Genomic DNA, 22235 nt, shown 5'->3' with positions numbered 1-22235 from the left:
GGGCATCATTTCGCGTCGTTGTAGACCGTCGCGCGCGACACGCCGAGATGTTGCGACACGATCTCCATTGCGCGCCGCACCTCGAGGAAGCCGTCGGTTTTCAGCGTCTGCATCAGCTCGCGGCGCTGCTCGGTCTTCAGTTCGCGCGGCGTCGTTGCGAGGCGCATCGCGAATGCGTCGATGCGCTGCCGGATCGCATCCGCGCCGGCCGGGTCGAGCGTGTCGGCGACGGCTTCGCCGTCGGTGCGGCAGAACTGGTTCAGCATGCCCTGGAAGCCGCGGAACAGCGTGACGTCGGCATTCAGGCACAGGGCGGCCACGTAGCGGCCGCTCGAATCCTTGATGCCGATCGACGTGCTTTTCGCGGTGCGGCCGTCGGCGAAGCGGTTCGGGTAGTTCGCGAGCACGGGCGGGAAGTCGTCGTCCGCGATGCGGGCGAGGCCGAGCTCGGTCGCGGGATCGCCGACCGCGCGTCCGGACAGGTTGTTGTGGATCGCGAGGATCGCGTGCTCCGGCGTGCGCAGGTCGTGGACCACGACCTCCGTGAACGGCGCGAACATCGCGCCGAGCCCTTCGGCGATGCGCTGTACCTGTTCGATCAGCGACGCCTGTTCGGACGGCGCTTTTTTGCGGGAGGCGGTCATGGCGGATTCAGGTTCGGGTTCGGGTTGCGGAGCGATGCGACGGCTGCGGGAAACGGTCAATCGGCGGGGGCCTGGCCGTCAGCCGTTTCCGGCCGCGTGATGTCGGCGAGCAGCGGGCGCGCGATCCGCAGGTAGTCGGTCGCGTCGAGCACGACCGAGCGGTCGAGGCGGCCCGCGTTGAACGCGATCTCGGCGTTGCGCTCGACCAGCGCGGGATCGACGACGAGCGTGATGCCGGCATCGAGCGCGAACGGCGGCACGGCGCCCATCACGCAGCGCGTGACGGCGGCCGCCAGGTCGGGCGGCGCGAGCGTCGCCTTGCGTCGCCCGACGGCAGCGGCGACCTTGCGGAAATCGATCTTCAGGTGGCCGGGAATCACGGCGAGCGCGGTGGCGTCGCCGCCGTCCTTGAACGTGCAGAGCATCGCCTTCGCGCCCTGTTCGGGGCGCGTGCCGCGCAGCGCGGCGATCGCGTCGCATTTGCCTTCGGCCGGATGCTCGAGCACGCGGAACCGTGCACCGGACGTATTCAGCAGATCGCAAAGCGTGTCGAAAACGGGGTAGTCGCTCATGTCGCTCCGGGCCGGCGTGGCAAGGGCATCGAGGCAGGTGCCGAGTCGGGCGAATCGGCGGGCTGGTCGATGGAATGTCCAATTATAGACGTTTTGTCGGTGGCGTGGGAAAGGAGCGGGAGGGCGGGAGGCGAGGCCGCGCCCGTTTCGTCCGCGGCGTCGGGTGCTATGGTTCGGGTTCCGCATGACGCCGCGACAGGAAAGCGTGCCCGCGCAGCGGCATCCCGAACGCATGTAAGGAATCGCGCGATGATCGGTCTCGACAGCCCTCGCTGGGCACAACTCAGGCACGCGTACGGCAACGCCGCCGACATTCCCGCCCTCTTGAGGCAGCTCGACGGTGCGCCGGCCTCGGCGCACGATGCCGAGCCATGGTTCACGCTATGGAGCGCCCTGGCGCATCAGGGCGACGTCTACGATGCGTCGTTTGCCGCGGTTCCTTACGTCGTGCAGGCGCTCGCATCCGCGCCCGACGTCGCCGACCATGCGTACTTTCAGTTTCCGGCGTGGGTCGAGATTTGCCGTATCAGGCACGCGGTCGCCGTTCCGGCCGACCTGGAATCCGCCTATTTCTCGGCGCTCGCGCGGCTGCCGTCGCTGGTCGCGACCGCGTCCGAACGCGCGTGCGACGAGGCGCTGGTGACCGGCATGCTCGCGGCCGTGGCAACGGCGAAAGGGCAGCCGAAGCTCGCCGAGGCCCTGCTCGACATGACGCCGGAGGTGCTCGACGCATTCATGGCGTGGCTGGACGCGCGCTGATGCGGTTTACTCGTCCGCCGGGGCGCGCGCGCGCCGCAGGCTGCACCGCCGCGTAGCCGCTTGCGTCGCGAGGTCCGGATCGTCGAACGGCCGTCGCGGGGCAACGACGGGCGCACGCCTCCGCAACGCGCCGGCGTACACGCCGTCAACGCCCCAGGTATTCGGCCACGCGCGCCTGCAAGTGCACGATTCCGTCGGCGAGGCGCAGATACGCGTCGACATCCATCAGCGCCCATTCCTGGCCTTCGTTGCCGAAACGGATCGCGGCGATATCCGCAGCGCTCAGCTGGCCGGCGAAAAACCAGTGCGGCAGGCGGTCCTGACGGCTCGACGGATACATCCTGGACCACCCGATCCGGCTCTCCGGAATCGTCAGCCCGAATTCCTCGTGCAGCTCGCGGAGGGCGCATGCCACGGGCGTCTCGTCGCCTTCCCGGCCGCCGCCGGGCAGGTCCCACAGGCCGGGAAACGGTATGTCGGGCTTGTCGTCGCGCCGATAGACGAGCAGGTCGCGATCGTTGAAGAGCGCGATTTTCGAACCACTGAAGGGAGCGGGCGAGGCCATGCTGGAGCCATTGGGCGGAAGCGGATCCGTCAGTGTAGAGTCAGCGCTGCTCACGCGCATGCCCGATTCGATACAGGCATCTGTCGCGCACGCCGGCAAAGACGGCGCGGTACGCGCGGAAGCCGCAACTCAAGGGGAACATCGAACATGAAGACTTTTGCCGTCAGGAACGGCCGGTGGGGGCTCCGATATCACGATCTCCCCGGGCAGGGCGTTCCGGTGCTCTTCGTGCACGGCATCGGGTGCGCGTCCTCCTGCGACTATCCGGACGTCGTGGCGATGCCCGCTTTGTCGGGGCGTCGGCGGGTGCTGGTCGATTTGCTCGGATTCGGATTCAGCGATCGCCCGGCGGATTTTTCCTACACGGTGCAGGAGCACGCAAGCACGCTCGCGGCGCTGGCCGATCATCTGGCGCTGCCGTCGCTGGACCTGTTCGGGCACAGCATGGGGGGCGCCGTGGCCATCTCGGCAGCGGCGCTGCTCGGCGAGCGGGTACGTCGTCTCGTGCTCGGCGAGCCCAACCTGGATGCCGGCGGCGGATTTTTCAGCAGAAAGATCGCGGCGATGACCGAGGCGGAGTACGTGCAAACCGGGCACGCGGCGCTGATCGCCGAATCCGCGGCCGGCGGCAGCGATATCTGGGCCGCTTCGCTGTCGGCCAGCGCGCCGTACGCGGTGCATCGAAGCGCGGTGTCGCTCATCGCGGGCAGCGAGCCCGGCTGGCGCGAGCAGCTCCGTTCGATGACGATGCCGAGAACCGTCGTCTTCGGCGCGCACTCGTTGCCCGACGTCGATACCGCGCGTCTTCCGATGGACGGGGTGAGCGTTGCCATCGTGGAAAATGCCGGGCATTCGATGGCGTGGGAGAATCCGGCCGGGCTGGCCGCGGCGATTCGGCAAGCGCTCGAATAGCCGGAACCATCGAGTCAACCCGTGACGAGGACGGTGCGGATACGGGGCGCGCGTGCTGTTGTCTCGTGGGGCATCTGCCATGCGTATGCCGTCACGGGCGTTCGCTCCGGATGGGACGGAACGTCGTCCGTATCGGTGCCGGCATGATCGCGACGGTGTCGAGCCGTCTCGCGAAAGAACGGGTTCGTCCGCGCGGCGGCCGCTGTACACGGCCGGATTGCTTCTTGCCGCCTTTGCGCTGACGAGCGTCCCCGGTTGCCCGGGGCGATTGCGCGGGGAGCGGCCAGAGGCAGTCGGGCTGGCGCAGACGTCCGGAGCGCCGTAGATAACGAAGATCGTGGGCGACTGGCAGACACGGGGCGAGCCCGTGCCGGCCGATTGCGCTTGAAATACACCGGCTTTCCGCGAGGGGCCGCGTGAAGGACCGCACGATGAGAAGACGAACCGCGACATGGGCCGTGACCGCGCTGCTGAGTGGTTGCCATGCCTTTCACCCGGTATCGACCCAATCCCTGTCCGGTTGCGTATCCGGTTCGGCCTGCGCGACGCCGTCGACGGCAACGGCGACCGGAACCGGGCAGGCGTCGACGGTGCAACCCGTTTCGGCCGCCGCGCGCGCGTCCGAGCGGGCTGCCGACGGATACAACCGGATCAACGCGCGGATCGACGCATTGCGCAACGCGTGCGCGGCCACCCTGGCCACGCCGGAGTTGAATCCGATCTGCGACAAGATCGAGATCTTTCACGATCCGGCGATACCCGCGCCGTATCCCTACGCCATGCTCGACATCTTCCCGACGCGGGCTGACGTGCCCCTGATCGAGAAATGGAGCGCACTGCGTGACGCGTGCATCAAGCAGGAGCATGAGATCGACCTGACGTCGCCGGAGCTGACGCCGATGGCGCAGTCGGCGACGCTGCAGGGCGCGGCGTTCGCCGGTATTGTCGAGGCGAAGATCCGCCGGCTGACCGCGAGCCTCTCGCAACGGAAGCTGACCTATGGTGAATTCGCCCAGCGCCGCTACCAGATCAATAGCGCGTCCGGGAACGCCGCGAGTCGCGTCGCCATGGCATTGAGCATCGGGGATCCGGGCAGAAGGATTCTCGAGCAGAGTCGTATCGAGCGTCAGTTTTCGGCCGAGGCCGATACGTTCGAGCGCTACTTGCGTGCGGTCGACGCACGTCGGCCGGCAACGGTGTCGTTGGCGTCCGCAACGGCCATCGGATCGCGTGCCGCCGGGCAGACGTGCGTTGCGAATTGCGCGCCGTATTCCACGCCGGAAGAGGGGCCGTTCAAGGGGGTGCGTCATGGGGTCACCTGGACCAGCGGCGGGCTCGGGGGAACGACGACGACGCTCGTCGACTTCGACATCGGCACGTTGTCCGTGATCAAATTCGCGCTTGTGTCCCGCGGAGGCGAGGTGCAGTCCGGGATCACGCATCGCTCGAACATCGTGCTGGCGCCGAGCGATCTCGCAAGGCTGCGCGCCATCGCGAACATGATCTGGATATCCTTCGGCCCCGTCCCGATCGCCCAAGCGGCTCTGGGCAACTTCTGGGAAATACGTGTGGTCGATGGCGAGGTCGTCCGGTCGGAGCGCGGATCGGGTGACGCGGGCGGCGCCGGGCGCGATCTCAATGTCGCCTTGCGGGACATCGAGGAACGACAACTGGCGCATTTCCTGTTCGAGAACAGGCGCATGTATCGAGTGTGGTCGTGCCATGACTATCCATCGGCCGGGCACGCCGGCCTGCCGCGTTCGTATATTCGAACGTCCGGATATGGGTGGTCGGATCTGGGCCACGTGCCCTCCGCTTTTCCGATTCCCTCGACCGATCCATTGCGATTCCGCTTCGATGTCGAAGAAACCCGATGGACCTGCGCCGATTGATGCACCGAGGACGCGCAGACGGACGACAAGCAACGCCGCGCTTGTCCGGCGGCCCGATACAGGACGTCGTTGGTATCCTTGCAACCGGTTGAGAAAAACATTTCGACGTGGAGTACACGGGCAATGCTGATCGGCACGCTGGAAAAATGCGGTGAAGAATCATCCCCGGAGCGTCAATGCCCGGGCCACGCAACGGGGAAGACAGGCCGCTTTTGCGTGCGAACGGCGCTGGCGCTCGTGCTGGCGCTCGCCGCGCATGGCACGTTCGCAGCGGGCGACGTGAACGACAAGGATCAGCAGCAGGCCGCGTTGCGTGCGCTGATGGGCAACGACCCGGCGCCGGCGGAGAGTGTCCAGGATGTCGCGCTGTCGACGTGGACGCACGGGCCGTCGACGTCCGGTCCGCTGTGGGTCGTGGCCGCATTGGTGCAGCGCCCGGCCGACGACGCCGACGCGGCGTTGTGGACGGGCGTCCTGACCCGCGACGCGCAAGGATTCCGCCTGCTCGCGAGCGATCGAAGCGAGCGTGTCGATACCTCCCCGATGCTGTGGAATGCATTCCTGACGATGGATGTCATTCCCTACCGGATCAGCGCGCAGGAAACCGCTTTCGGCGTGCGCTTCAACAACAACTACACGTCCACGTCGCATAGCGATACGACCGGGATCCTGAGCCTGTACCGCTATGCCGACGCGCGTGTGACGCCCGTCTTCACCGCGACCACCGACTGGTCGACCTACGACAAGGACGGCGTCGCGGAGTGCATGAAGGAGGCGGCCGGAAAGGGCAAGGCGCGGGGCGATGCCGGGCAGGATGCATGCGATGCGGAAAACACGGCGGAGGTTCATTACGTGCTGTCGTTCAGCCCGCGCACGACCAATGGCCACTACGACCTTCTGGTGCGCCCGAAGGGCAAGGCTGCGTCGGGCAAGTCCGCGCGTTTCACCTGGAACGGGAACACTTATCAGCCGCGTCGCTTCGACGGCGACTCGCGCTGACCTTCGGCTGCGGCGCGGGTGAGCCTGTCGCATCGTCGCGAGCGCTGCCCGCGACGGGCATCGTGAATCGCGTCGACGGTCCCGCATGCAACGGGAGTGACAGAATCATGGACGTTTGTCAGGGAGGGCGTTTGCAAGTCATGCAACTGGATATCGAAGCACCGGGGCCCGCGGGCCCGCTGAAGGGCACGTTCTTGTCCCCGGACATCGGCGACGCGCCGGTCGTACTGATCGTACCGGGCTCGGGCCCGACCGACAGGCATGGCAACGGGCCGAACGGCCTGCAGGCGTCGACCTGCCGGTTGCTCGCGGAAGGATTGTTCGACCGGGGTATCGCGTCGGTCCGGATCGACAAGCGCGGCATGTACGGCAGCGCCTCGGCCGTACCGGATGCCGATGACGTCACGCTCGACGACTACGCGGCCGACATCCATGCGTGGGTTGCCGCGATCCGGGCGCGCACGGGCGCCTCCGGCGTCTGGCTGCTGGGGCACAGCGAGGGCGGGCTGGTGGCGTTGCTGGCGGCGCGGCACGCGGCCGACATCGCCGGCCTGATCCTGGTCGCCACGCCGGGACGCCCGTTGGGGCAGGTATTGAGGCAGCAACTGCAGGCGAACCCGGCCAATGCCCCGATCCTGGACCATGCCATGTCGATCCTCGACTCCCTGGAAGCCGGGAAGCGGGTCGACGCGGCCGGCATCGACCCGGCACTCATGCCGCTGTTCAGGCCGTCGGTCCAGCGCTTCCTGATGAGCGGGCTGACCGTCGATCCGGCCGCGCTGATGGCCGGCTGCATGAAGCCGGTGCTCGTCGTGCAGGGGACGCGGGACATCCAGGTTGCGGTGCAGGACGCCGAGCTTCTGCTGCGCGCCAATCCGCGTGCCGAAATGGCGCTGATCGCCGATGCCAATCACGTCCTCAAGACAGTCCGCACGGCGGATCTGCACGACAACATCGCCGCGTATTCGGCCCCGGACCTGCCGCTGGCGGACGGTGTCGTGGAGGCCGTTGCGACGTTCGTGCACGGCTCGACGGCGAGCCGGCGCTAGCTCCGGTCGAAGCCGGTTCGCCCGCCGGGCGGGCCTTCATCCGCAGGCGTGCCGCACGGCCGCGCCCGGCGTCGTGCTCGCCGGCTTCCGCAACGATGGGCAATCGTCGGCGGGGCGGCGTCAGAACAGCGAAGGCTGGCCCGCGTCCGCGTCGCGATCGACGGGCGGGTGAGCCGCGAGCAGGGCGAGAAACGCGTTTCTGTCCAGGCCGGACGCCGTGAGCTTCCCGCGCGCATGCAGCGCGACGAACAGCGCGGTGGAGTACGCCTGGCAATTGATCGAGCGCGCCGGATTGAACTCGATGTCGGTAAACGCGGAATAGGCGCATAGCCGGGAAGCGCGTTCAGGGTGCTGCATCAAGGCCGTGATGAAGAGCCAGTCGTAGAACGCCGTACGGGGCTCCAGCGGCCAGTCCTCGTTCATGAACCGGAAAGCGACGAGGCGTCCGGAATCCCTGAGCCGTCGGTCGCGCTTCGCGTCGAGCGACGACATGGCGAGCATGTCCGTATACGGGCCGCCATTCTCGAACACCTTGCTGCCTTGAAACGCGCACTCCACGCTCGTCGTGTCGTCGCGTCCGGGCGCACGGAGTCCGAGATTGAAAGCGCTCAAGGCCACGCCCAGTTGCGCGCGCGATTTACTCGAGATTTCCAGGATGTCCGCGACGCCCGCGGCCTGCCGGCCGGCGGCGTGGAGCGCGTCGATCGAACGCTGCTTCTGCGTGACGGACAGGCCGGGGAACCATTCGAACTCGACGTCGACCGTTCGAACGAGCGACGGCCCTTCGGGGTTCGGTATGAAAATGGGGCGCTGCGCCATGGAATTACCTTGCTCCGTTACGTTGATAGCCGCGCGAGGAGAACGGCCCGGAATCGGGTTCGAACAGGGTGACATTGCGTCCGTCGAGCAGCGCGGACAGCGCCTGCATCGTTTCGTGACTGTCGAACGCAATGGCTTCGATGTATTCCGGTTCGATGACGTCGAACACCAGTACCTCCGCCTGCGGATCGGTCGGATCGAACGCGAGCAGGTTCTGATCGGCGCGGCCCGGAAGATCGTCGAGCGGCTCGAACATGCCGCGAAAGGCGTCGATCCCCGTCAGTTGCGAACGGGGGAGCGTCCTGATCCGATGATCCGCCGCGTTGCGCCGGCAAAAGCCGCAGGGCTTTTGCCAGAGGACGGCGGGATGGATGCCGAGCACGACCCAGCGTTCGTCGGGGTTCGTTTGGCGGTACTTGAAGAACATCCGGTGATTGGGGAATGCGATCGAAAGCGAGACGCCGTCGCGGCGGCCGTCCAGGCGCAGGCCGTCGTTGACGGCGGGCGCGACGCCCGATTCGGCGGCTTTGACCCGCGAACACAAGCCATGCCGCAGGATCGAATCGAGATTCGATGCGCGGGTGAAATGCGTGAGCATCGGAATCTGCAGCGTGCCTGCCAGCGCCTCGATCGCGCGGCGCGATGCATCGTCGACGGGTGTGGCCGGGGCGGCCGGCGCGCTGTCCAGCAGCGCAACCGGATCGCCGGCATCGGCGCTGGCCGGCACGGGGCGCGCCGGCGTCGTCGGCCGGGTTCCGACGGTGCCGGCGTGCGGTGCGAGCGGTGCGTGCGAGGGCGTGTCGTCGATCGTTTCGGAAGGCGCGAGGCCGCGCCAGTCGAGTCCCGCCTCGAAGCGTTGAACGCGCGCCAGCAGGTCGGTCTGGCCCGCGTCGATCATTTCCTGTTCGAAGCTTGCCCTCAGGCCGGGTTGCTTCAGGTTTTGCGACAGCGTGGCCAGGAATTGCGCGTAGTCGTCGACCGCCGCATCGACTCTGCGTTGTATGGCCGCATCGATCGATCCGTCCGGATGGATCGGCCGTTGTGCGAGATTCACGCACACGACCGGCGGGTCCGGCGGCTCCGCCACCGGCTCGCCCTCGTGCTCCTTCAGCAAGCCGATGAGCTGCTCGTAGCTTTGCCGGTACTGCTGCCGGCATGCCTCGCCGCGCGACGCCAGCTCGCGCTCCAGTTTCAGGCGACGGGACGCGCTTTCGAGGCAAACCTCGAGATAGACCCGTTCGATGCCGCATGCCCGTACCAGCGGCGCGGCGGCCTGCTGGGCCGCCGCCTCGATGCCGACGAACGCGGCGAACCGGTCGATCATGCCGGCCGGCGGTGCCGCGGGGGCCGGGCGAATCGAGATGGCCGGGTCGATCGTTTCCGGCGAGAAGAGGGTCTTTCCGGGAATATCGACGGGGCCGGACGCCCGCCCGCCCGGTTTCGTGGCTGGCGGGGAAGCGGGCCTTACCGGCGCGGTCGGCGCGGTCGGCGCGGCGGGCGCCGGCGACGGTTGGCGGGTCTGTTGCGGCGAGGCTTCGCCGGATTTGAAGAACGCATAGGCGACCCAGATCACGATCAGCTGCAAGGCGATCAGCGGAGGCCAGAACAGATTGAAGACCGTCAACGCCGACCAGATCAGGCTGGCTGCCGCAAGCCGCTTCGGGGCAACGAGTCTCACGATGCCCAGGGTTGCAACAATCAGGAGCTGATATAGCAGGATCAACACGTCTTGTCCCGGAAGAGAAGGATCGTTCAGGAGAGAAATGCGTGCCGGCCCGGGGTTGTTGCGGGCGTGTCGGTCGCGCATGCCGTGACTGTCTGGCGCGAGACACCGGTGTGATGTGGCCCTGGTTTATCGCGCGCGCAGCAGTATAGAGGAAGATGGCGGGAATTCATGCGTGCCGGTGACGCGACACGGACGGCGAACGGTCGTCGTTGCCGGGAAGGCCGTCATGTGGCCCGGCAGGCCCATCCGGCGATCGTCGCCTGAAGCGTGCGCATGGGCGAGCTGAACGGCAAGGTCGCGCGCGTGACGGGCGCGCCGTTGTCGCTCGACGGCGGGCAGGCTCACCGGGGCTGATGCAGCGAACCGACGGGGTGCGGCGCGGGCCGCGCCCCGTCATGACGCCGGCGCGCACGCGAACGCGTGGCGGCCGGCAAACCGGAATCGAACGGAGGACGACATGGGGCGACTGGAAGGCAAGGTGGCAATCGTCACGGGCGGCGCACGCGGCATGGGCGCGGCGACATGCAGGCTGTTCGTCGCGGAGGGCGCGCGCGTCGTGATCGGCGACGTGCTCGACGCGCCGCGCGAAGCGCTCGCGCGCGAACTCGGCGACGCGGCGCGGACGAAGCGGGCTGGGCGCGCGTGACGGATGCGACGATCGAGCGTTCGGCCGCATCGACGTGCTGGTCAACAACCTGGCCGTGCTGACGTTCGGCGGCATCGCGGAGCTGTCGAAACGATTTCGAACGCGCGGTGTCGATCAACCTCGACGGCACCTTCTTCGGAATCCGCACGATCGCGCCGCACATGATCGCGCGCAAGCGCGGCTCGATCGTCAACATCTCGTCGGTGGACGGGCTGCGCGGCGTGAACGCGCTGGCCGCGTACGTATCGAGCAAATGGGGCGTGCGCGGACTGACGAAGGTCGCGGCGCTCGAACTGGGCCACCAGGGCGTGCGCGTGAATTCGGTCCACCCGGGCGGCGTCAACACCGCGATGTCGAACCCCACCGGCGCGCCGCTCGAGGAAATCAACAGGCACTGCGCGAACGTGCCGCTGCAGCGCGTCGGCCTGTCGGACGAGATTGCACGCGCGACGCTGTTCCTCGCGAGCGACGAAGCGTCGTACTGCAACGGCGCCGAGCTGGCCGTCGACGGCGGGATGGCGGCGGGCGCGTATTACCCCGGATTGCCGGGGGCGCTGTTTTGAGCAGGGGCGTACGTCGCACGTTCACGTCAGATGTTTGTGTGCGCAACCTAATTCAGGGTTTGCCTGAGTAGCGAAAACGTGAATTCGCGGCGCGCGCGTTCGCGCCGGCGGCGTGCGGGCGCGAGCGGGCAGATTTTCCGCATTCGCGAAACCCTTGCCGGACGGCCGTCCTGGCCGTTTCGTCCCCAAAGCGCGCGCGACGGCACTGTAAAAAAGACGCGCGCGCACCCGGCGCGCCGGTGCGCCGATCGCGTCGTTTCTTGCTGCAACGCAACGTTGGCCGAATAACGGCGATGGTATGCTGGCCCGCATGGAAGTTGTACGGCAGGTTGCATGCATGGCGAAACTCGCGTTCGCATCTTCTAACGAGACATCACATCCTCTCGCCCGCATCGCGGCATCGACACGCGCACAGCCCGCGTGCTCCGCGTTGCGCGTCGTTGCGACCTGCGTGCCGATCGCATTCCCCGTCTTGCGGGCCTCGCCCCGCATCCCCATCCCAGCCCAATAAATCCGGAGACATCCTCATGTCGCAAAACAATCTGGCCGAAGCCACACACGGCCCGCTGATCGCTCCACCGTCCTTCGTCAAACATCGCAGGCTGATCGAGTGGGTGTCGCGCATCGCGGCACTCACGGAGCCCGAGCGCGTCGTGTGGTGCGACGGTTCGCAGGAGGAAAACGACGCACTGTGCCAGGCGATGGTCGACCAGGGCACGCTCAAGCGCCTGAACCCGGCCAAGCGCCCGAACTCGTATCTGGCGCAATCCGATCCGTCGGACGTCGCGCGGGTCGAGGATCGCACGTTCATCTGCGCGGCTTCGCGCGACGACGTCGGCCCGACCAACAACTGGATCGAGCCCGCCGAAATGCGCGAGACGCTCAACGGGCTGTTCCGCGGTGCGATGCGCGGCCGCACGCTGTACGTCGTGCCGTTCTCGATGGGCCCGCTCGGCTCGCCGATCGCGCACGTCGGCGTCGAACTGTCCGACAGCCCCTACGTCGCGGTGAACATGCGGATCATGACGCGCATGGGCCGCGACGTGTACGACGTGCTCGGCGAGAGCGGCGAATTCGTGCCGTGCGTGCACAGCGTCGGCCATCCGCTCGAAGCCGGCCAGCAGGACGTGCCGTGGCCGTGCAACCCGGTCAAGTACATCGTGCATTTCCCCGAGACGCGCGAGATCTGGAGCTTCGGCTCGGGCTACGGCGGCAACGCGCTGCTCGGCAAGAAGTGCTTCGCGCTGCGCATCGCGTCGACGATGGGCCGCGACCAGGGCTGGCTCGCCGAGCACATGCTGATCCTCGGCGTCACGTCGCCGGCGGGCAAGAAGTATCACGTCGCGGCCGCGTTCCCGTCGGCCTGCGGCAAGACCAACTTCGCGATGCTGATTCCGCCGCAGGGCTTCGACGGCTGGAAGGTCACGACGATCGGCGACGACATCGCGTGGCTGAAGCCGGGCCGCGACGGCCGCCTGTATGCGATCAACCCGGAAGCCGGCTTCTTCGGCGTCGCGCCGGGCACCGGCGAGAAGACCAACCCGAACGCGATCTCGACGCTCAGGGAGAACGTGATCTTCACGAACGTCGCGCTGACGGAAGACGGCGACGTGTGGTGGGAAGGGCTGACCGACACGCCGCCCGCGAAGCTGACCGACTGGCAGGGCAACCCGTGGACGCCGGACATCGCGAAGGAAACGGGCCGCAAGGCCGCGCATCCGAACTCGCGCTTCACCGCGCCGGCCGCGCAGTGCCCGTCGATCGACGGCGAATGGGAGAACCCGGCCGGCGTGCCGATCGACGCGTTCATCTTCGGCGGCCGCCGTTCGACGACCGTGCCGCTCGTGACCGAGGCGCGCGACTGGGTCGAGGGCGTGTACATGGCCGCGACGATGGGCTCGGAGACGACCGCCGCGGCGGTCGGCCAGCAGGGCGTCGTGCGCCGCGATCCGTTCGCGATGCTGCCGTTCTGCGGCTACAACGTCAGCGATTATTTCGCGCACTGGCTGACGCTCGGCAAGCAGCTCGAAGGCGCGGGCGCGACGTTGCCGAAGATCTACTGCGTGAACTGGTTCCGCAAGGATGCGAACGGCAAGTTCGTATGGCCGGGCTTCGGCGAGAACATGCGCGTGCTGAAGTGGATGCTCGACCGCCTCGAAGGCACGGGCGGCGGCGGCGAGCATGCGTTCGGCGTGTCGCCCGCATACGACGACCTGCACTGGGACGGGCTCGACTTCACGCGCGAGCAGTTCGACGCGGTGACCTCGATGAATGCGGACGAATGGCGCGAGGAGCTGAAGCTGCACGCCGCGCTGTTCGACATGCTGAAGCTGCGCCTGCCGGCCGAAATGACCGACACGATGCAGAAGATCGCGCAGCGCATCGACGCCTGACGGATCGCAGCGACCCTGACGCCCCGCCGCCGGCCTCGCTCGCCGGCGGCGGGGCGTTCTGCATTCGCGGCACGCGCGTGCCGTTCGCCTGCGCCTACTGCGCGAGGCATTGCGCGACGACTGCGTCGACCGCGCGCTGCACGTCGCCGCGCCGGTAGCGCAGCAGCGCGATATCCGCCGGATCGGGCTCGTACGACACGACGTTGCCGCGCCCCGTGTCGCGCGCACGCCGGCGCGGACACGCTGATCGTCGAACGCGCGTCGAGCTACGGCGGCACGAGCGCGCTGTCGGGCGGCGAGATCTACCTCGGCGGCAGCGGCGGCCCGCCCGCGCAGCGGCAGGCCGGCTTTCACGACGCCACCGAGGATCTGTACCGCTACCTGATGCTCGCCGGCGGCCGCGATGTCGACGAGACGAAGGTGCGCCTCTACGCGAACGAGCGCCTCGCGCATCACGACCGGCTCGTCGCGCAGGGCCTGCCCTGCAAGAAACGACAACGCCCCGGGCGATCCTGCGGATTGCCCGGGGCGTCGACGGCAGGCGGCCGACCGGCCGTCAGCCGAGATCGAGCGCGTTCGTCAGGTCGCCCGGCGGCGTCGCGCCGCGCGCGGCGAACGCGTTGTTGCGCGCGACCACGCCGTCGAGCGGCGCGAGCCCGTGCACGCGGCTGATGAAGCGCAGGATCGAGTTCGTGTCGTACAGCGTGTGATCGACGAAACCCTGCTTCGCGAACGGCGAGATCACCAGTGCGGGAATCCGCGAGCCGGGGCCCCAGCGATCGCCGACCGGCGGCGCGACGTGATCCCACCAGCCGCCGTTCTCGTCGTGGGTCATGACGATCACGGTGTGTTCCCACTGCGGCCCGCGCCGGATATGGTCGATCACGGTCGCGATGTGGCGGTCGCCCGATTCGATGTCCGCGTAGCCCGCGTGCATGTTAAGGTTGCCTTGCGGCTTGTAGAACGTGACCGCCGGCAGGCGGCCCGCGTCGATGTCGGCGATGAGATGGTTGGTCGACGGCGTGTCGCCGAGCCCCGCGTCGCGCAGGTGCCGGCGGCGCGCATCGGTGCCCGGCGCGTAGTTCACGAAGTAGTTGAACGGCTGGTGGTGGTACTGGAAATCGGGCACCGTGCCCGTGTCGCGATGCTCGAGCGCGTACTGCCACGCGCCGCTGTACCACGCCCAGTCGACGTTCTTCTCCGACAGGCGGTCGCCGATCGTCGCATGGCCCTGCGGCGGGATCACGCGGATATCGTCCGGGTCCGCATAGGCGGCGTTGCCCGGGTCGGCCGGCGGCACGTAGCTCGGCTGGTATGGCGGCGCCATCGTGTTGACGCCGTAGCCGTCGGGCGTCAGCGGGCCGTCGCCCGCGAACTTCGGCGGGCCGTCGAGCGCGGACGCAGGCGAATCGTCGGCGAGCTTCAGCCGCGTGCCGGCCGGATCGTCGCCCTCGACCTTCGACAGCAGCTTGCCCGCATGCGGATGCTTGTGCGCGTCCGGATACAGCGGCGGCTGCGCCGAAATCAGGTACATGTGGTTCAGCCACGAGCCGCCGAAGGCCGCCATGAAGAAGTTGTCGCACAGCGTGTACTGGCGCGCGAGGTTCCACAGCCGCAGCGTGTCGGCCGAATTGCGGTAATGCCCCATCACGAGGCCGCCGGAATCGGCCCACGCGGCGAACTGGTCGTTGCGGCCGGCGGCGATCTGCATCTGGTTCTGATAGAAGCGGTGCCACAGGTCGCGCGTGATCACGCCGTTCGGCAGCGGCTTGCCCTGCGCGTCGGAGACGCGGAACGGCGCGTTCGGCAGCTTGTCGATGTCGCGCTCGGCGATCGCGTAGCGCTTGCCGTCCACTTCCTGCGCCTGCGGCACGAGGCCGCCCCAGATCTTCGGCAGCACGGGCAGCGGCGTCTTGCCGTCGCGATCGAGCTGCAGCGCGTGTTCGGGGCGCACCTCGCTCAACGGATGGCGCACGCCCGGGAAATCGCCGTACAGGTTCGCGAAGCTGCGGTTCTCCGCGTAGATCACGACGATGTGGCGCACGCGCTGGCGCAACGCCTCGTCGATGCGCAGGTCGGCGGCGGAGCGCGGCGCGGTGGCCGCCGTCGTTTCACAGCCGGCGAGCGCGACGCCCGCTCCGAGCGCGGCGAGGCCGCCGAGCACGCGGCGGCGGTCGGGGTCGGCGGGAAGGTCGTCGGGGCGATCGGGGGTGTCGTTCACGTCGTGGGCTCCTCGAATGGGCGGGTGGGCGATTTCGTTCGGTTTCGTTCGATGCGCGGCGATGCCGCTCAGGCTGCCGCGATGCGGGACGGAATGCAACGGCCTGCGTTGCGCAAAAGCGCAGGCGGCGCGGTTGTCATGAAACTGTCACGAACGCGACTATAACGCGGCGGGCGGCGTCGGCGAAAGCCGTTTGTCGGACGATTCGCCCCGCAGGCGGCTCGCGATGCGCGACGCGTGCGCGCGAGCTAGACTGGATTCAGGGGCGGCGCGCTACGGTGCGCCGCCCGGGCGAGGATTGCCGGGCGGCGCCGGACGGCGTCGCCGCGGCGTCGTCGATGCGACGAAGCGAGGCGATACAGCGAGACGACGATGGCGCGGATGCAGGCCGCTATCGCATGGCCGCCGGGCCCGCGCGCCGGTGGCGCGCGCGTGGCGGCGTAAGCGCACGCGGCGCGGCGCCTACGGCCGGATGCCATGGACAGGAAATTCGACTACCCGGGATGGCTGATCGCGGCGGGATTCTTCGTGCTGTTCGCCGCGCAGTTGCTGATGCTGCGTGCGGAAACGGCATCGATCGCCTACAGCGATTTCCACCGGCTCGTCGTCGCGCGGTTGGTCGACAATCTCGAGGTGGGCCCCGCGACGATCTCGGGCACGCTGAAGATGCCGCAGGCCGGCGCGATGCTGCCGGCGTCCGAGGCCGCGGTCGTGCAGCAGGCCGGCGCGCCGTGGCGCTTCACGACCAATCGCGTGACCGACGACCGCCTCACCGACACGCTGAGCGCCGCGGGCATCCGCTATCGCGGCGCGTCCGACACCGGCTGGATCGCGTCGCTGGCGGCGTGGCTGCTGCCGCTCGTGATGTTCGTGTTCGTCTGGAACATGATGCTGCGCCGGCGCGGCGGGCTGCAGGACTTCACCGGAATGGGCAAGAGCCGCGCGCGGGTCTACGTGCAGCAGGAAACCGGCATCACGTTCGACGACATCGCGGGCATCGACGAGGCGAAGGCCGAACTGCAGCAACTGGTCGCGTTCCTGCGCAACCCCGACCGCTACCAGCGGCTCGGCGGCAAGATTCCGAAAGGCGTGCTGATCGTCGGGGCCCCCGGCACCGGCAAGACGCTGCTCGCGCGCGCGGTGGCCGGCGAGGCGGCCGTGCCGTTCTTCTCGATCAGCGGCTCGGCGTTCGTCGAGATGTTCGTCGGCGTCGGCGCGGCGCGGGTGCGCGACCTGTTCGAGCAGGCGCAGCAGAAGGCGCCGTGCATCGTGTTCGTCGACGAGCTCGATGCGCTCGGCAAGGTGCGCGGCGTCGGCCCGATGTCGGGCAACGACGAGCGCGAGCAGACGCTCAACCAGTTGCTCGTCGAGATGGACGGCTTCCAGGCGGGCTCGGGCGTGATCATCATGGCCGCGACGAACCGGCCCGAGATCCTCGATCCCGCGCTGCTGCGGCCGGGCCGCTTCGACCGCCACATCGCGATCGACCGGCCCGACGTGAACGGCCGCCGGCAGATCCTCGGCGTGCACGTGAAGCGCGTGAAGCTCGCCGCCGACGTCGATCTCGGCGAACTGGCGCAGCGCACGCCGGGCTTCGTCGGCGCGGATCTCGCGAACGTCGTCAACGAAGCGGCGCTGCATGCGGCCGAACTCGGCAAGCAGGCGATCGCCATGGCCGACTTCGACGAGGCGATCGACCGCGCGCTGACGGGCCTCGAGCGCAAGAGCCGCGTGATGAACGCGCAGGAGAAGCTGACCATCGCCTATCACGAAGCCGGCCATGCGCTGGTGGCGGAAAGCCGCGCGCATTGCGATCCGGTGAAGAAGGTGTCGATCATTCCGCGTGGCGTCGCCGCGCTCGGCTATACGCAGCAGGTGCCGACCGAGGATCGCTACGTACTGCGCAGGAGCGAGCTGCTCGACCGGATCGACGCGCTGCTCGGCGGGCGGGGCGCGGAAGAACTGGTGTTCGGCGACGTGTCGACGGGCGCGCAGAACGATCTCGAACGCGCGACCGCGATGGCGCGGCACATGGTCATGCAGTACGGGATGAGCAGGAAGATCGGGCTCGCGACGTTCGACGACGGCGACGCGCACCAGGGCATCCCCGGCGCATGGCATCCGGGCAACGGGCGCTGCAGCGAACACACCGCGCGGATGATCGACGACGAGGTGCGCACGCTGCTGGCCGACGCGCATGCGCGTGTCGCGGCGACGCTCGGCGAGCGCCGCGCGGCGCTCGAACGCATCGCGCAGCGGCTGCTGCAATGCGAGGTGCTCGAACGCGACGCGCTGCTGACGCTGATCGGCGGGCATGAGGAGGCGGCGCCCGCAGCAGCCGCGCCCGGCGACGAAGCCGGCGCGCGCGGCGGCGCGATCGAAACGGAACATGCGTCCACGGTCGAGCGCGATTTCGTCGCGTACGAGCCGCCGCGCGACCCCGATCGCTGAATGCGATCCGACGTGACGACCAACGCGTATCGACGCGTATCGATGCGTACCGGCTACCGATGGGGCGTGTGCGTGCGGGCAACCCGGCGTCGGTCGGCTCGTGCGGCGTGAGCGGCGCGCCGCGCGACTGCGCGGCGACAAAACGGCTGCGTGACGCGGGTCAGGATTCCGTTGCGGCCGTGACTTCGGCCGCTTCGGCGAGTGCATCGAGAAAGCGTGTGCGCCACCAGTGCACGTCGGTCTTGCGCACGATCGCCATCAGCGCCGCGTGACGCTGGCGGCGCTCCTCGAGCGGCATCGCGAGCGCGCGCTGGATCGCCTGCGCGGTGCCTTGCGTGTCGTACGGATTGACCAGCAATGCCGACTTCAGCTGCTCGGCCGCGCCCGCGAAGCGCGACAGGACGAGCACGCCCGGGTCGGCCTCGTCCTGCGCGGCGAGGAACTCCTTCGCGACGAGATTCATGCCGTCGCGCAGCGGCGTGACGAGCGCGACGCGGCTGGCGCGATAGAGGCCCGGCAGGCGCTTGCGCGCAACGGTGCGGTGGATGTAGCGCATCGGCATCCATTCGAGTTCGCCGTAATCGCCGTTGATCGCGCCGCACAGGGTGTCCATCTCGCGCCGCAGGTCGTCGTAGGCGCCGAGATCCTCGCGGCTCGGCGCGGCGATCTGGATCAGCGTCGCGCGGTTGCGGTTCTCCGGATACTGTTCGAGCAACTGGCGGAACGCCTGCACGCGCTGCGGCAAGCCCTTCGTGTAGTCGAGCCGGTCGACGCCGACGAGCAACTGGCGGCGCGAGTATTCGTCGCGCATCCGCTCGAACATGTCGGTGCCGTCGCGATCGTGCGCGAGCGATTCGAATTCGTCGACGTTGATGCCGATCGGGAATGCGCCAGCCGACAGCGTGCGGCCGAACGCGCGCAGGCGGCCGTTCGGCAGCCGCGCGGCGCCGGCCTCCGCTTCGACGTAATGCTCGAAGTGGAGCAGGTCCGACTCGGTCTGGAAGCCGACCAGGTCGTACGCGAACAGCGAGCGCATCAGCCACTCGTGCTCCGGGATCGCGGCCATGATCGGCGGCGGCGGCATCGGGATGTGCAGGAAGAAGCCGATCGGATTCGCGCAGCCCATCGCGCGCAACTCGGCGGCCAGCGGAATCAGCTGGTAATCGTGGACCCAGATGGTGTCGTCGGGCCGCAGCAGCGTGCGCAGCTTGCGCGCGAACAACTGGTTGACGCGCCGGTAGCCGTCCGCGAAGCGGCGGTCGAACTGCGCGAGATCGAGCCGGTAGTGAAACACCGGCCACAGCACGTTGTTCGAATAGCCGAGGTAGTACGCGTCGTAATCCTGCGGGTCGAGATCGATCGTCGCAAGCTGGATGCCGCCGACGTTCTGGATCTGCACCTCGTCGCCGTGCGTGGGCTGATCGTCGCCGCCGCGCAGCCTGCCGCTCCAGCCGAACCAGACGCCGCCCGACTCCTGCAGGCTGTCCTTCACGGCGACGGCGAGGCCGCCGGCCGCGGCTTTACGGGGATCTGCAATGCGATTGGATACGACGACGAGACGGCTCACCAGCTCTCCTGACGATTGTTGGGGGAAAGGTTCGTGCGGCCGTGGCGCGGGAAGCGGACGCCGCCATCGATGCGATGGGGCCGCAATACGATCGGACGGGAGTCAGGGCGCGCGATTCGCCGGCCGAACGGGGAGTGCTTTTTCTAGCATACTCGCCATTCGTCCGTTTTAAAAGTCCGCGCACGGCGCGCGCCGCGTGTGCGGATGCCGCACGATCTCGACGACATCGGTGCGGCGACGCGCAACGCGCGGGCCGGCGCGGCGCTGCCCGCACGTCATGAACAAGGCGATGACGAAGGGCGATGACGAAGGGCGGATGCACGGCGCGCGAGCGGTCATGACGATGCGTATTTCCAGGTGCGCGCACGATGCCGCGCCGGCTGGCGACGATACGCTCGCGCCGGCGGATACGCTACAGGCAAGCGTGCCGCGAATGCGCGGCACGGATCGGCGACGCGCGACGTCCCGCGTGCGGGCGGGACGCGCCGGACGACGACACGCGACCGTGCCGCATGCCGCGCAAGGCTGCGCATCGCGCGGCGCGCGCAAGCGTCGCGCACGCGAAAGGGCGCGGCGGCATGCGCATCGTCGTCTTCCGGCGGCGTCCGTTACGCGGTGGCCGGCTGCCAGTGCGGCGCGACGGGTTCGTACGCGTGCGCGCCGGGCGCCGGCGCGTGTCCGCCGGACGGCATCCGGAACGCGGCAACCGTTTCGGACAGCTCGCGGCCTTGCGCCTCGAGCGACTTCGACGCGGCCGCGGCCTGCTCGACGAGCGCCGCGTTCTGCTGCGTCGTCTCGTCCATCTGCGTGATCGTCAGGTTCACCTGGTCGATGCCGCGGCTCTGCTCGGCCGACGCGGCCGCGATCTCGCCCATGATGTCCGTCACGCGCGCGACGGCCTGCGTGACGTCGGACATCGTCTTGCCAGCTTCGCCCGCGAGTGCCGAGCCGTCCTGGATCGTCTGCACCGACGCGGAGATCAGTTCCTTGATTTCCTTCGCCGCCGTCGACGAGCGCTGTGCGAGACTGCGTACTTCGCTCGCGACCACCGCGAAGCCGCGGCCCTGTTCGCCCGCGCGGGCCGCCTCGACGGCCGCATTCAACGCGAGGATGTTGGTCTGGAACGCGATGCCTTCGATGATGCCGGTGATGTCGGCGATCTTCGACGAGCTGTGGCCGATCTCCGTCATCGTGTCGACCACGCGGCCGACCACCGAGCTGCCGCGCTGCGCGACGTCCGACGCATTCGCGGCGAGCGTGCTCGCCTGTTGCGCGTTCTCCGCGTTCAGCCGCACCGTCGACGTGAATTCCTCCATCGTCGCGGCCGTTTCCTGCAGCGATGCGGCCTGCTCCTCGGTGCGCTGGCTCAGGTCGAGGTTGCCCGACGCGATCTCGCTCACCGCATGCGCGATGCTGTTCGACGAATCCCGCACGCGGCCGACGATGCCGATGAGCCGTTCGTTCATCGTCCGCAGCGCTTCGAGCAGGTCGCGCGTCTCGTCGTTGCCGCTGACCTGGATGCGGCTGCCGAGATCGCCGTTCGCCACGGTGCGCGCGACGTCCACGGCCGAGCCGATCGGCAGCGTGATCTTGCGCGTCAGCCACAGGCCGCCGCAGGCCGCGATCGCCACGGCGACGAGGCAGATGCCGGCCAGCAGGTTGCGCTCCGTCGTGTAGCGATCCGCGAATTGCTGCGCGATCAAGATTTCGCGTTCATGCGTATAGGTTGCGTACGCATCGGTCGCACGCACCAGCTGCGCGAGCAGCGGGCGGCAGTTCTCGTCGATGTCGGCGATCGCCTCGTCCTTCTTGCCGGCCTGCGCGAGCCCGACGATGCGCAGGGCGACGGGCCCGTAGTTGCCCTCGATGCGCACGATGTCGGCCACCAGTTCGCGCGCGCGATCGGAGGTGTCGTTCGCGTTCGCCATCATGTCCTTGAGCTTCGCCAGACGCTCCTGCACGTCCTTGTGCGCCTGGTTCACCTCGGCCAGCTCGATTTCGACGTCGGACGGCTTGCTCACCAGCACGAGATTGCGCGCGGCGATCGCGCGCCGGTCGACCGCGGTGCGGATCTGCGCGGACAGGTTGGCCCGGGCGTTGATCCCGGTCGTGTAGCGCTGAAACTCGGAATTGGTATCGGATAGCGCCTTGAGCGCCATGCCCGACACGATCACGACAACCGCGGCGAGCAGGCCGAAGCCGCCCAGGAGCTTGGTTTTGATGCTCATTCTGGTTATTTTCACAGTGTGCCTCTGTGCTGTAGTTGGTAAATTGAAATTATTGTTCGACCAGATACGGGCTCGTGCCGGCTTTAACGGGTATGTCTGGTGATTCTTTACCCTTCGAAAACCCTGATATTAGTTTTTTTAGCGCTGAAAGCCTTGTCAGGTGGGCGTTCAGGAATTTGATCAATAAACCCCGGAGCGCCCGTGATTTAAAGGTTTATACGTGGAATTT

15 protein-coding genes and 2 pseudogenes are annotated in these 22235 nt (G+C 68.2%); 9 read left to right on the top strand and 8 right to left on the bottom strand.

Going from position 1 to position 22235, the window contains the following annotated elements:
- Nucleotides 1–5 precede the first annotated feature (5 nt).
- Nucleotides 6–644: a helix-turn-helix transcriptional regulator gene (locus GQ57_RS04950; RefSeq protein WP_031397545.1), complete on the bottom strand. Its 639-nt coding sequence runs from the start codon at nucleotides 642–644 to the stop codon at nucleotides 6–8.
- A gap of 56 nt (nucleotides 645–700) precedes the next feature.
- Nucleotides 701–1216, bottom strand: coding sequence for a YbaK/prolyl-tRNA synthetase associated domain-containing protein (locus tag GQ57_RS04945; protein ID WP_034197267.1), 516 nt, complete (start codon nucleotides 1214–1216; stop codon nucleotides 701–703).
- Between the two features lie 249 nt (nucleotides 1217–1465).
- Between GQ57_RS04945 and GQ57_RS04940 the strand changes: the two genes are divergently transcribed.
- Nucleotides 1466–1975: a hypothetical protein gene (locus tag GQ57_RS04940; RefSeq protein WP_034197266.1), complete on the top strand. Its 510-nt coding sequence runs from the start codon at nucleotides 1466–1468 to the stop codon at nucleotides 1973–1975.
- 145 nt (nucleotides 1976–2120) lie between these two features.
- Here the strand turns inward: GQ57_RS04940 and GQ57_RS04935 are convergent, their stop codons facing one another.
- On the bottom strand, nucleotides 2121–2600 hold the full coding sequence (locus GQ57_RS04935; RefSeq protein WP_235212626.1) for an NUDIX hydrolase: 480 nt from the start codon (nucleotides 2598–2600) through the stop codon (nucleotides 2121–2123).
- An 87-nt stretch (nucleotides 2601–2687) separates the two neighbouring features.
- Here GQ57_RS04935 and GQ57_RS04930 point away from each other — a divergent pair, with 87 nt between their 5' ends.
- The 4 genes from GQ57_RS04930 to GQ57_RS04910 all read left to right on the top strand — a co-directional run bounded on the left by GQ57_RS04930 (nucleotide 2688) and on the right by GQ57_RS04910 (nucleotide 7392).
- Entirely contained in the window at nucleotides 2688–3452 is a 765-nt protein-coding gene (locus GQ57_RS04930) for an alpha/beta fold hydrolase (RefSeq protein WP_034197265.1), read from the top strand.
- 458 nt (nucleotides 3453–3910) lie between these two features.
- Nucleotides 3911–5344: a hypothetical protein gene (locus tag GQ57_RS04920; RefSeq protein WP_152603194.1), complete on the top strand. Its 1434-nt coding sequence runs from the start codon at nucleotides 3911–3913 to the stop codon at nucleotides 5342–5344.
- Between the two features lie 216 nt (nucleotides 5345–5560).
- Nucleotides 5561–6343, top strand: a complete 783-nt coding sequence (locus GQ57_RS04915; RefSeq protein WP_152603193.1) for a hypothetical protein — start codon at nucleotides 5561–5563, stop codon at nucleotides 6341–6343.
- A gap of 62 nt (nucleotides 6344–6405) precedes the next feature.
- The gene (locus tag GQ57_RS04910; protein WP_235215020.1) at nucleotides 6406–7392 is read left to right on the top strand and encodes an alpha/beta hydrolase; all 987 of its coding nucleotides are present in this window, start codon (nucleotides 6406–6408) and stop codon (nucleotides 7390–7392) included.
- Nucleotides 7393–7512: 120 nt separating this feature from the next.
- Here GQ57_RS04910 and GQ57_RS04905 read toward each other — a convergent pair whose 3' ends face one another.
- Nucleotides 7513–8211 (bottom strand): DarT1-associated NADAR antitoxin family protein, encoded by a 699-nt coding sequence (locus GQ57_RS04905; RefSeq protein WP_034197261.1) that lies wholly within the window; start codon nucleotides 8209–8211, stop codon nucleotides 7513–7515.
- A 4-nt stretch (nucleotides 8212–8215) separates the two neighbouring features.
- Nucleotides 8216–9937, bottom strand: coding sequence for a DarT ssDNA thymidine ADP-ribosyltransferase family protein (locus GQ57_RS43265; RefSeq protein ID WP_200880651.1), 1722 nt, complete (start codon nucleotides 9935–9937; stop codon nucleotides 8216–8218).
- Nucleotides 9938–10394: 457 nt separating this feature from the next.
- On the opposite strand from GQ57_RS43265, the pseudogene GQ57_RS04895 reads away from it, so the two are divergent.
- The 3 genes and pseudogenes from GQ57_RS04895 to GQ57_RS44230 all read left to right on the top strand — a co-directional run.
- Nucleotides 10395–11146, top strand: a pseudogene (locus GQ57_RS04895) (SDR family oxidoreductase).
- 527 nt (nucleotides 11147–11673) lie between these two features.
- Nucleotides 11674–13539: a phosphoenolpyruvate carboxykinase (GTP) gene (locus GQ57_RS04890; RefSeq protein ID WP_034197260.1), complete on the top strand. Its 1866-nt coding sequence runs from the start codon at nucleotides 11674–11676 to the stop codon at nucleotides 13537–13539.
- Between the two features lie 219 nt (nucleotides 13540–13758).
- A pseudogene (locus tag GQ57_RS44230) lies at nucleotides 13759–14028 on the top strand (flavoprotein); the annotation flags it as partial.
- 67 nt (nucleotides 14029–14095) lie between these two features.
- Here GQ57_RS44230 and GQ57_RS04885 read toward each other — a convergent pair.
- On the bottom strand, nucleotides 14096–15760 hold the full coding sequence (locus tag GQ57_RS04885; RefSeq protein ID WP_034197259.1) for an acid phosphatase: 1665 nt from the start codon (nucleotides 15758–15760) through the stop codon (nucleotides 14096–14098).
- A 477-nt stretch (nucleotides 15761–16237) separates the two neighbouring features.
- On the opposite strand from GQ57_RS04885, the gene ftsH reads away from it, so the two are divergent.
- Nucleotides 16238–18211 (top strand): ATP-dependent zinc metalloprotease FtsH, encoded by a 1974-nt coding sequence (ftsH, locus tag GQ57_RS04880; protein WP_034197258.1) that lies wholly within the window; start codon nucleotides 16238–16240, stop codon nucleotides 18209–18211.
- A gap of 160 nt (nucleotides 18212–18371) precedes the next feature.
- On the opposite strand, the gene otsA is transcribed toward ftsH, so the two are convergent.
- Both otsA and GQ57_RS04870 read right to left on the bottom strand, forming a co-directional pair.
- Nucleotides 18372–19778: an alpha,alpha-trehalose-phosphate synthase (UDP-forming) gene (otsA, locus tag GQ57_RS04875; protein WP_031397531.1), complete on the bottom strand. Its 1407-nt coding sequence runs from the start codon at nucleotides 19776–19778 to the stop codon at nucleotides 18372–18374.
- A 608-nt stretch (nucleotides 19779–20386) separates the two neighbouring features.
- The gene (locus GQ57_RS04870) at nucleotides 20387–22006 is read right to left on the bottom strand and encodes a methyl-accepting chemotaxis protein (RefSeq protein ID WP_031397530.1); all 1620 of its coding nucleotides are present in this window, start codon (nucleotides 22004–22006) and stop codon (nucleotides 20387–20389) included.
- Between the last annotated feature and the right edge of the window lie 229 nt (nucleotides 22007–22235).

The organism is Burkholderia sp. MSh2 (assembly GCF_000731655.1).
In the GTDB taxonomy this organism is placed as follows: Bacteria; Pseudomonadota; Gammaproteobacteria; order Burkholderiales; family Burkholderiaceae; genus Burkholderia; species Burkholderia paludis.
Note: the sequence above shows the minus strand (reverse complement) of the source record. Positions and strands in the feature narration are given on the sequence as shown.

Coding starts and splice junctions, on each gene's coding strand:
- GQ57_RS04950 (WP_031397545.1), bottom strand. CDS start 644: ATGACCGCCTCCCGCAAAAAAGCGCCGTCCGAACAGGCGTCGCTGATC.
- GQ57_RS04945 (WP_034197267.1), bottom strand. CDS start 1,216: ATGAGCGACTACCCCGTTTTCGACACGCTTTGCGATCTGCTGAATACG.
- GQ57_RS04940 (WP_034197266.1), top strand. CDS start 1,466: ATGATCGGTCTCGACAGCCCTCGCTGGGCACAACTCAGGCACGCGTAC.
- GQ57_RS04935 (WP_235212626.1), bottom strand. CDS start 2,600: ATGCGCGTGAGCAGCGCTGACTCTACACTGACGGATCCGCTTCCGCCC.
- GQ57_RS04930 (WP_034197265.1), top strand. CDS start 2,688: ATGAAGACTTTTGCCGTCAGGAACGGCCGGTGGGGGCTCCGATATCAC.
- GQ57_RS04905 (WP_034197261.1), bottom strand. CDS start 8,211: ATGGCGCAGCGCCCCATTTTCATACCGAACCCCGAAGGGCCGTCGCTC.
- GQ57_RS04890 (WP_034197260.1), top strand. CDS start 11,674: ATGTCGCAAAACAATCTGGCCGAAGCCACACACGGCCCGCTGATCGCT.
- ftsH (WP_034197258.1), top strand. CDS start 16,238: ATGGACAGGAAATTCGACTACCCGGGATGGCTGATCGCGGCGGGATTC.
- GQ57_RS04870 (WP_031397530.1), bottom strand. CDS start 22,006: ATGAGCATCAAAACCAAGCTCCTGGGCGGCTTCGGCCTGCTCGCCGCG.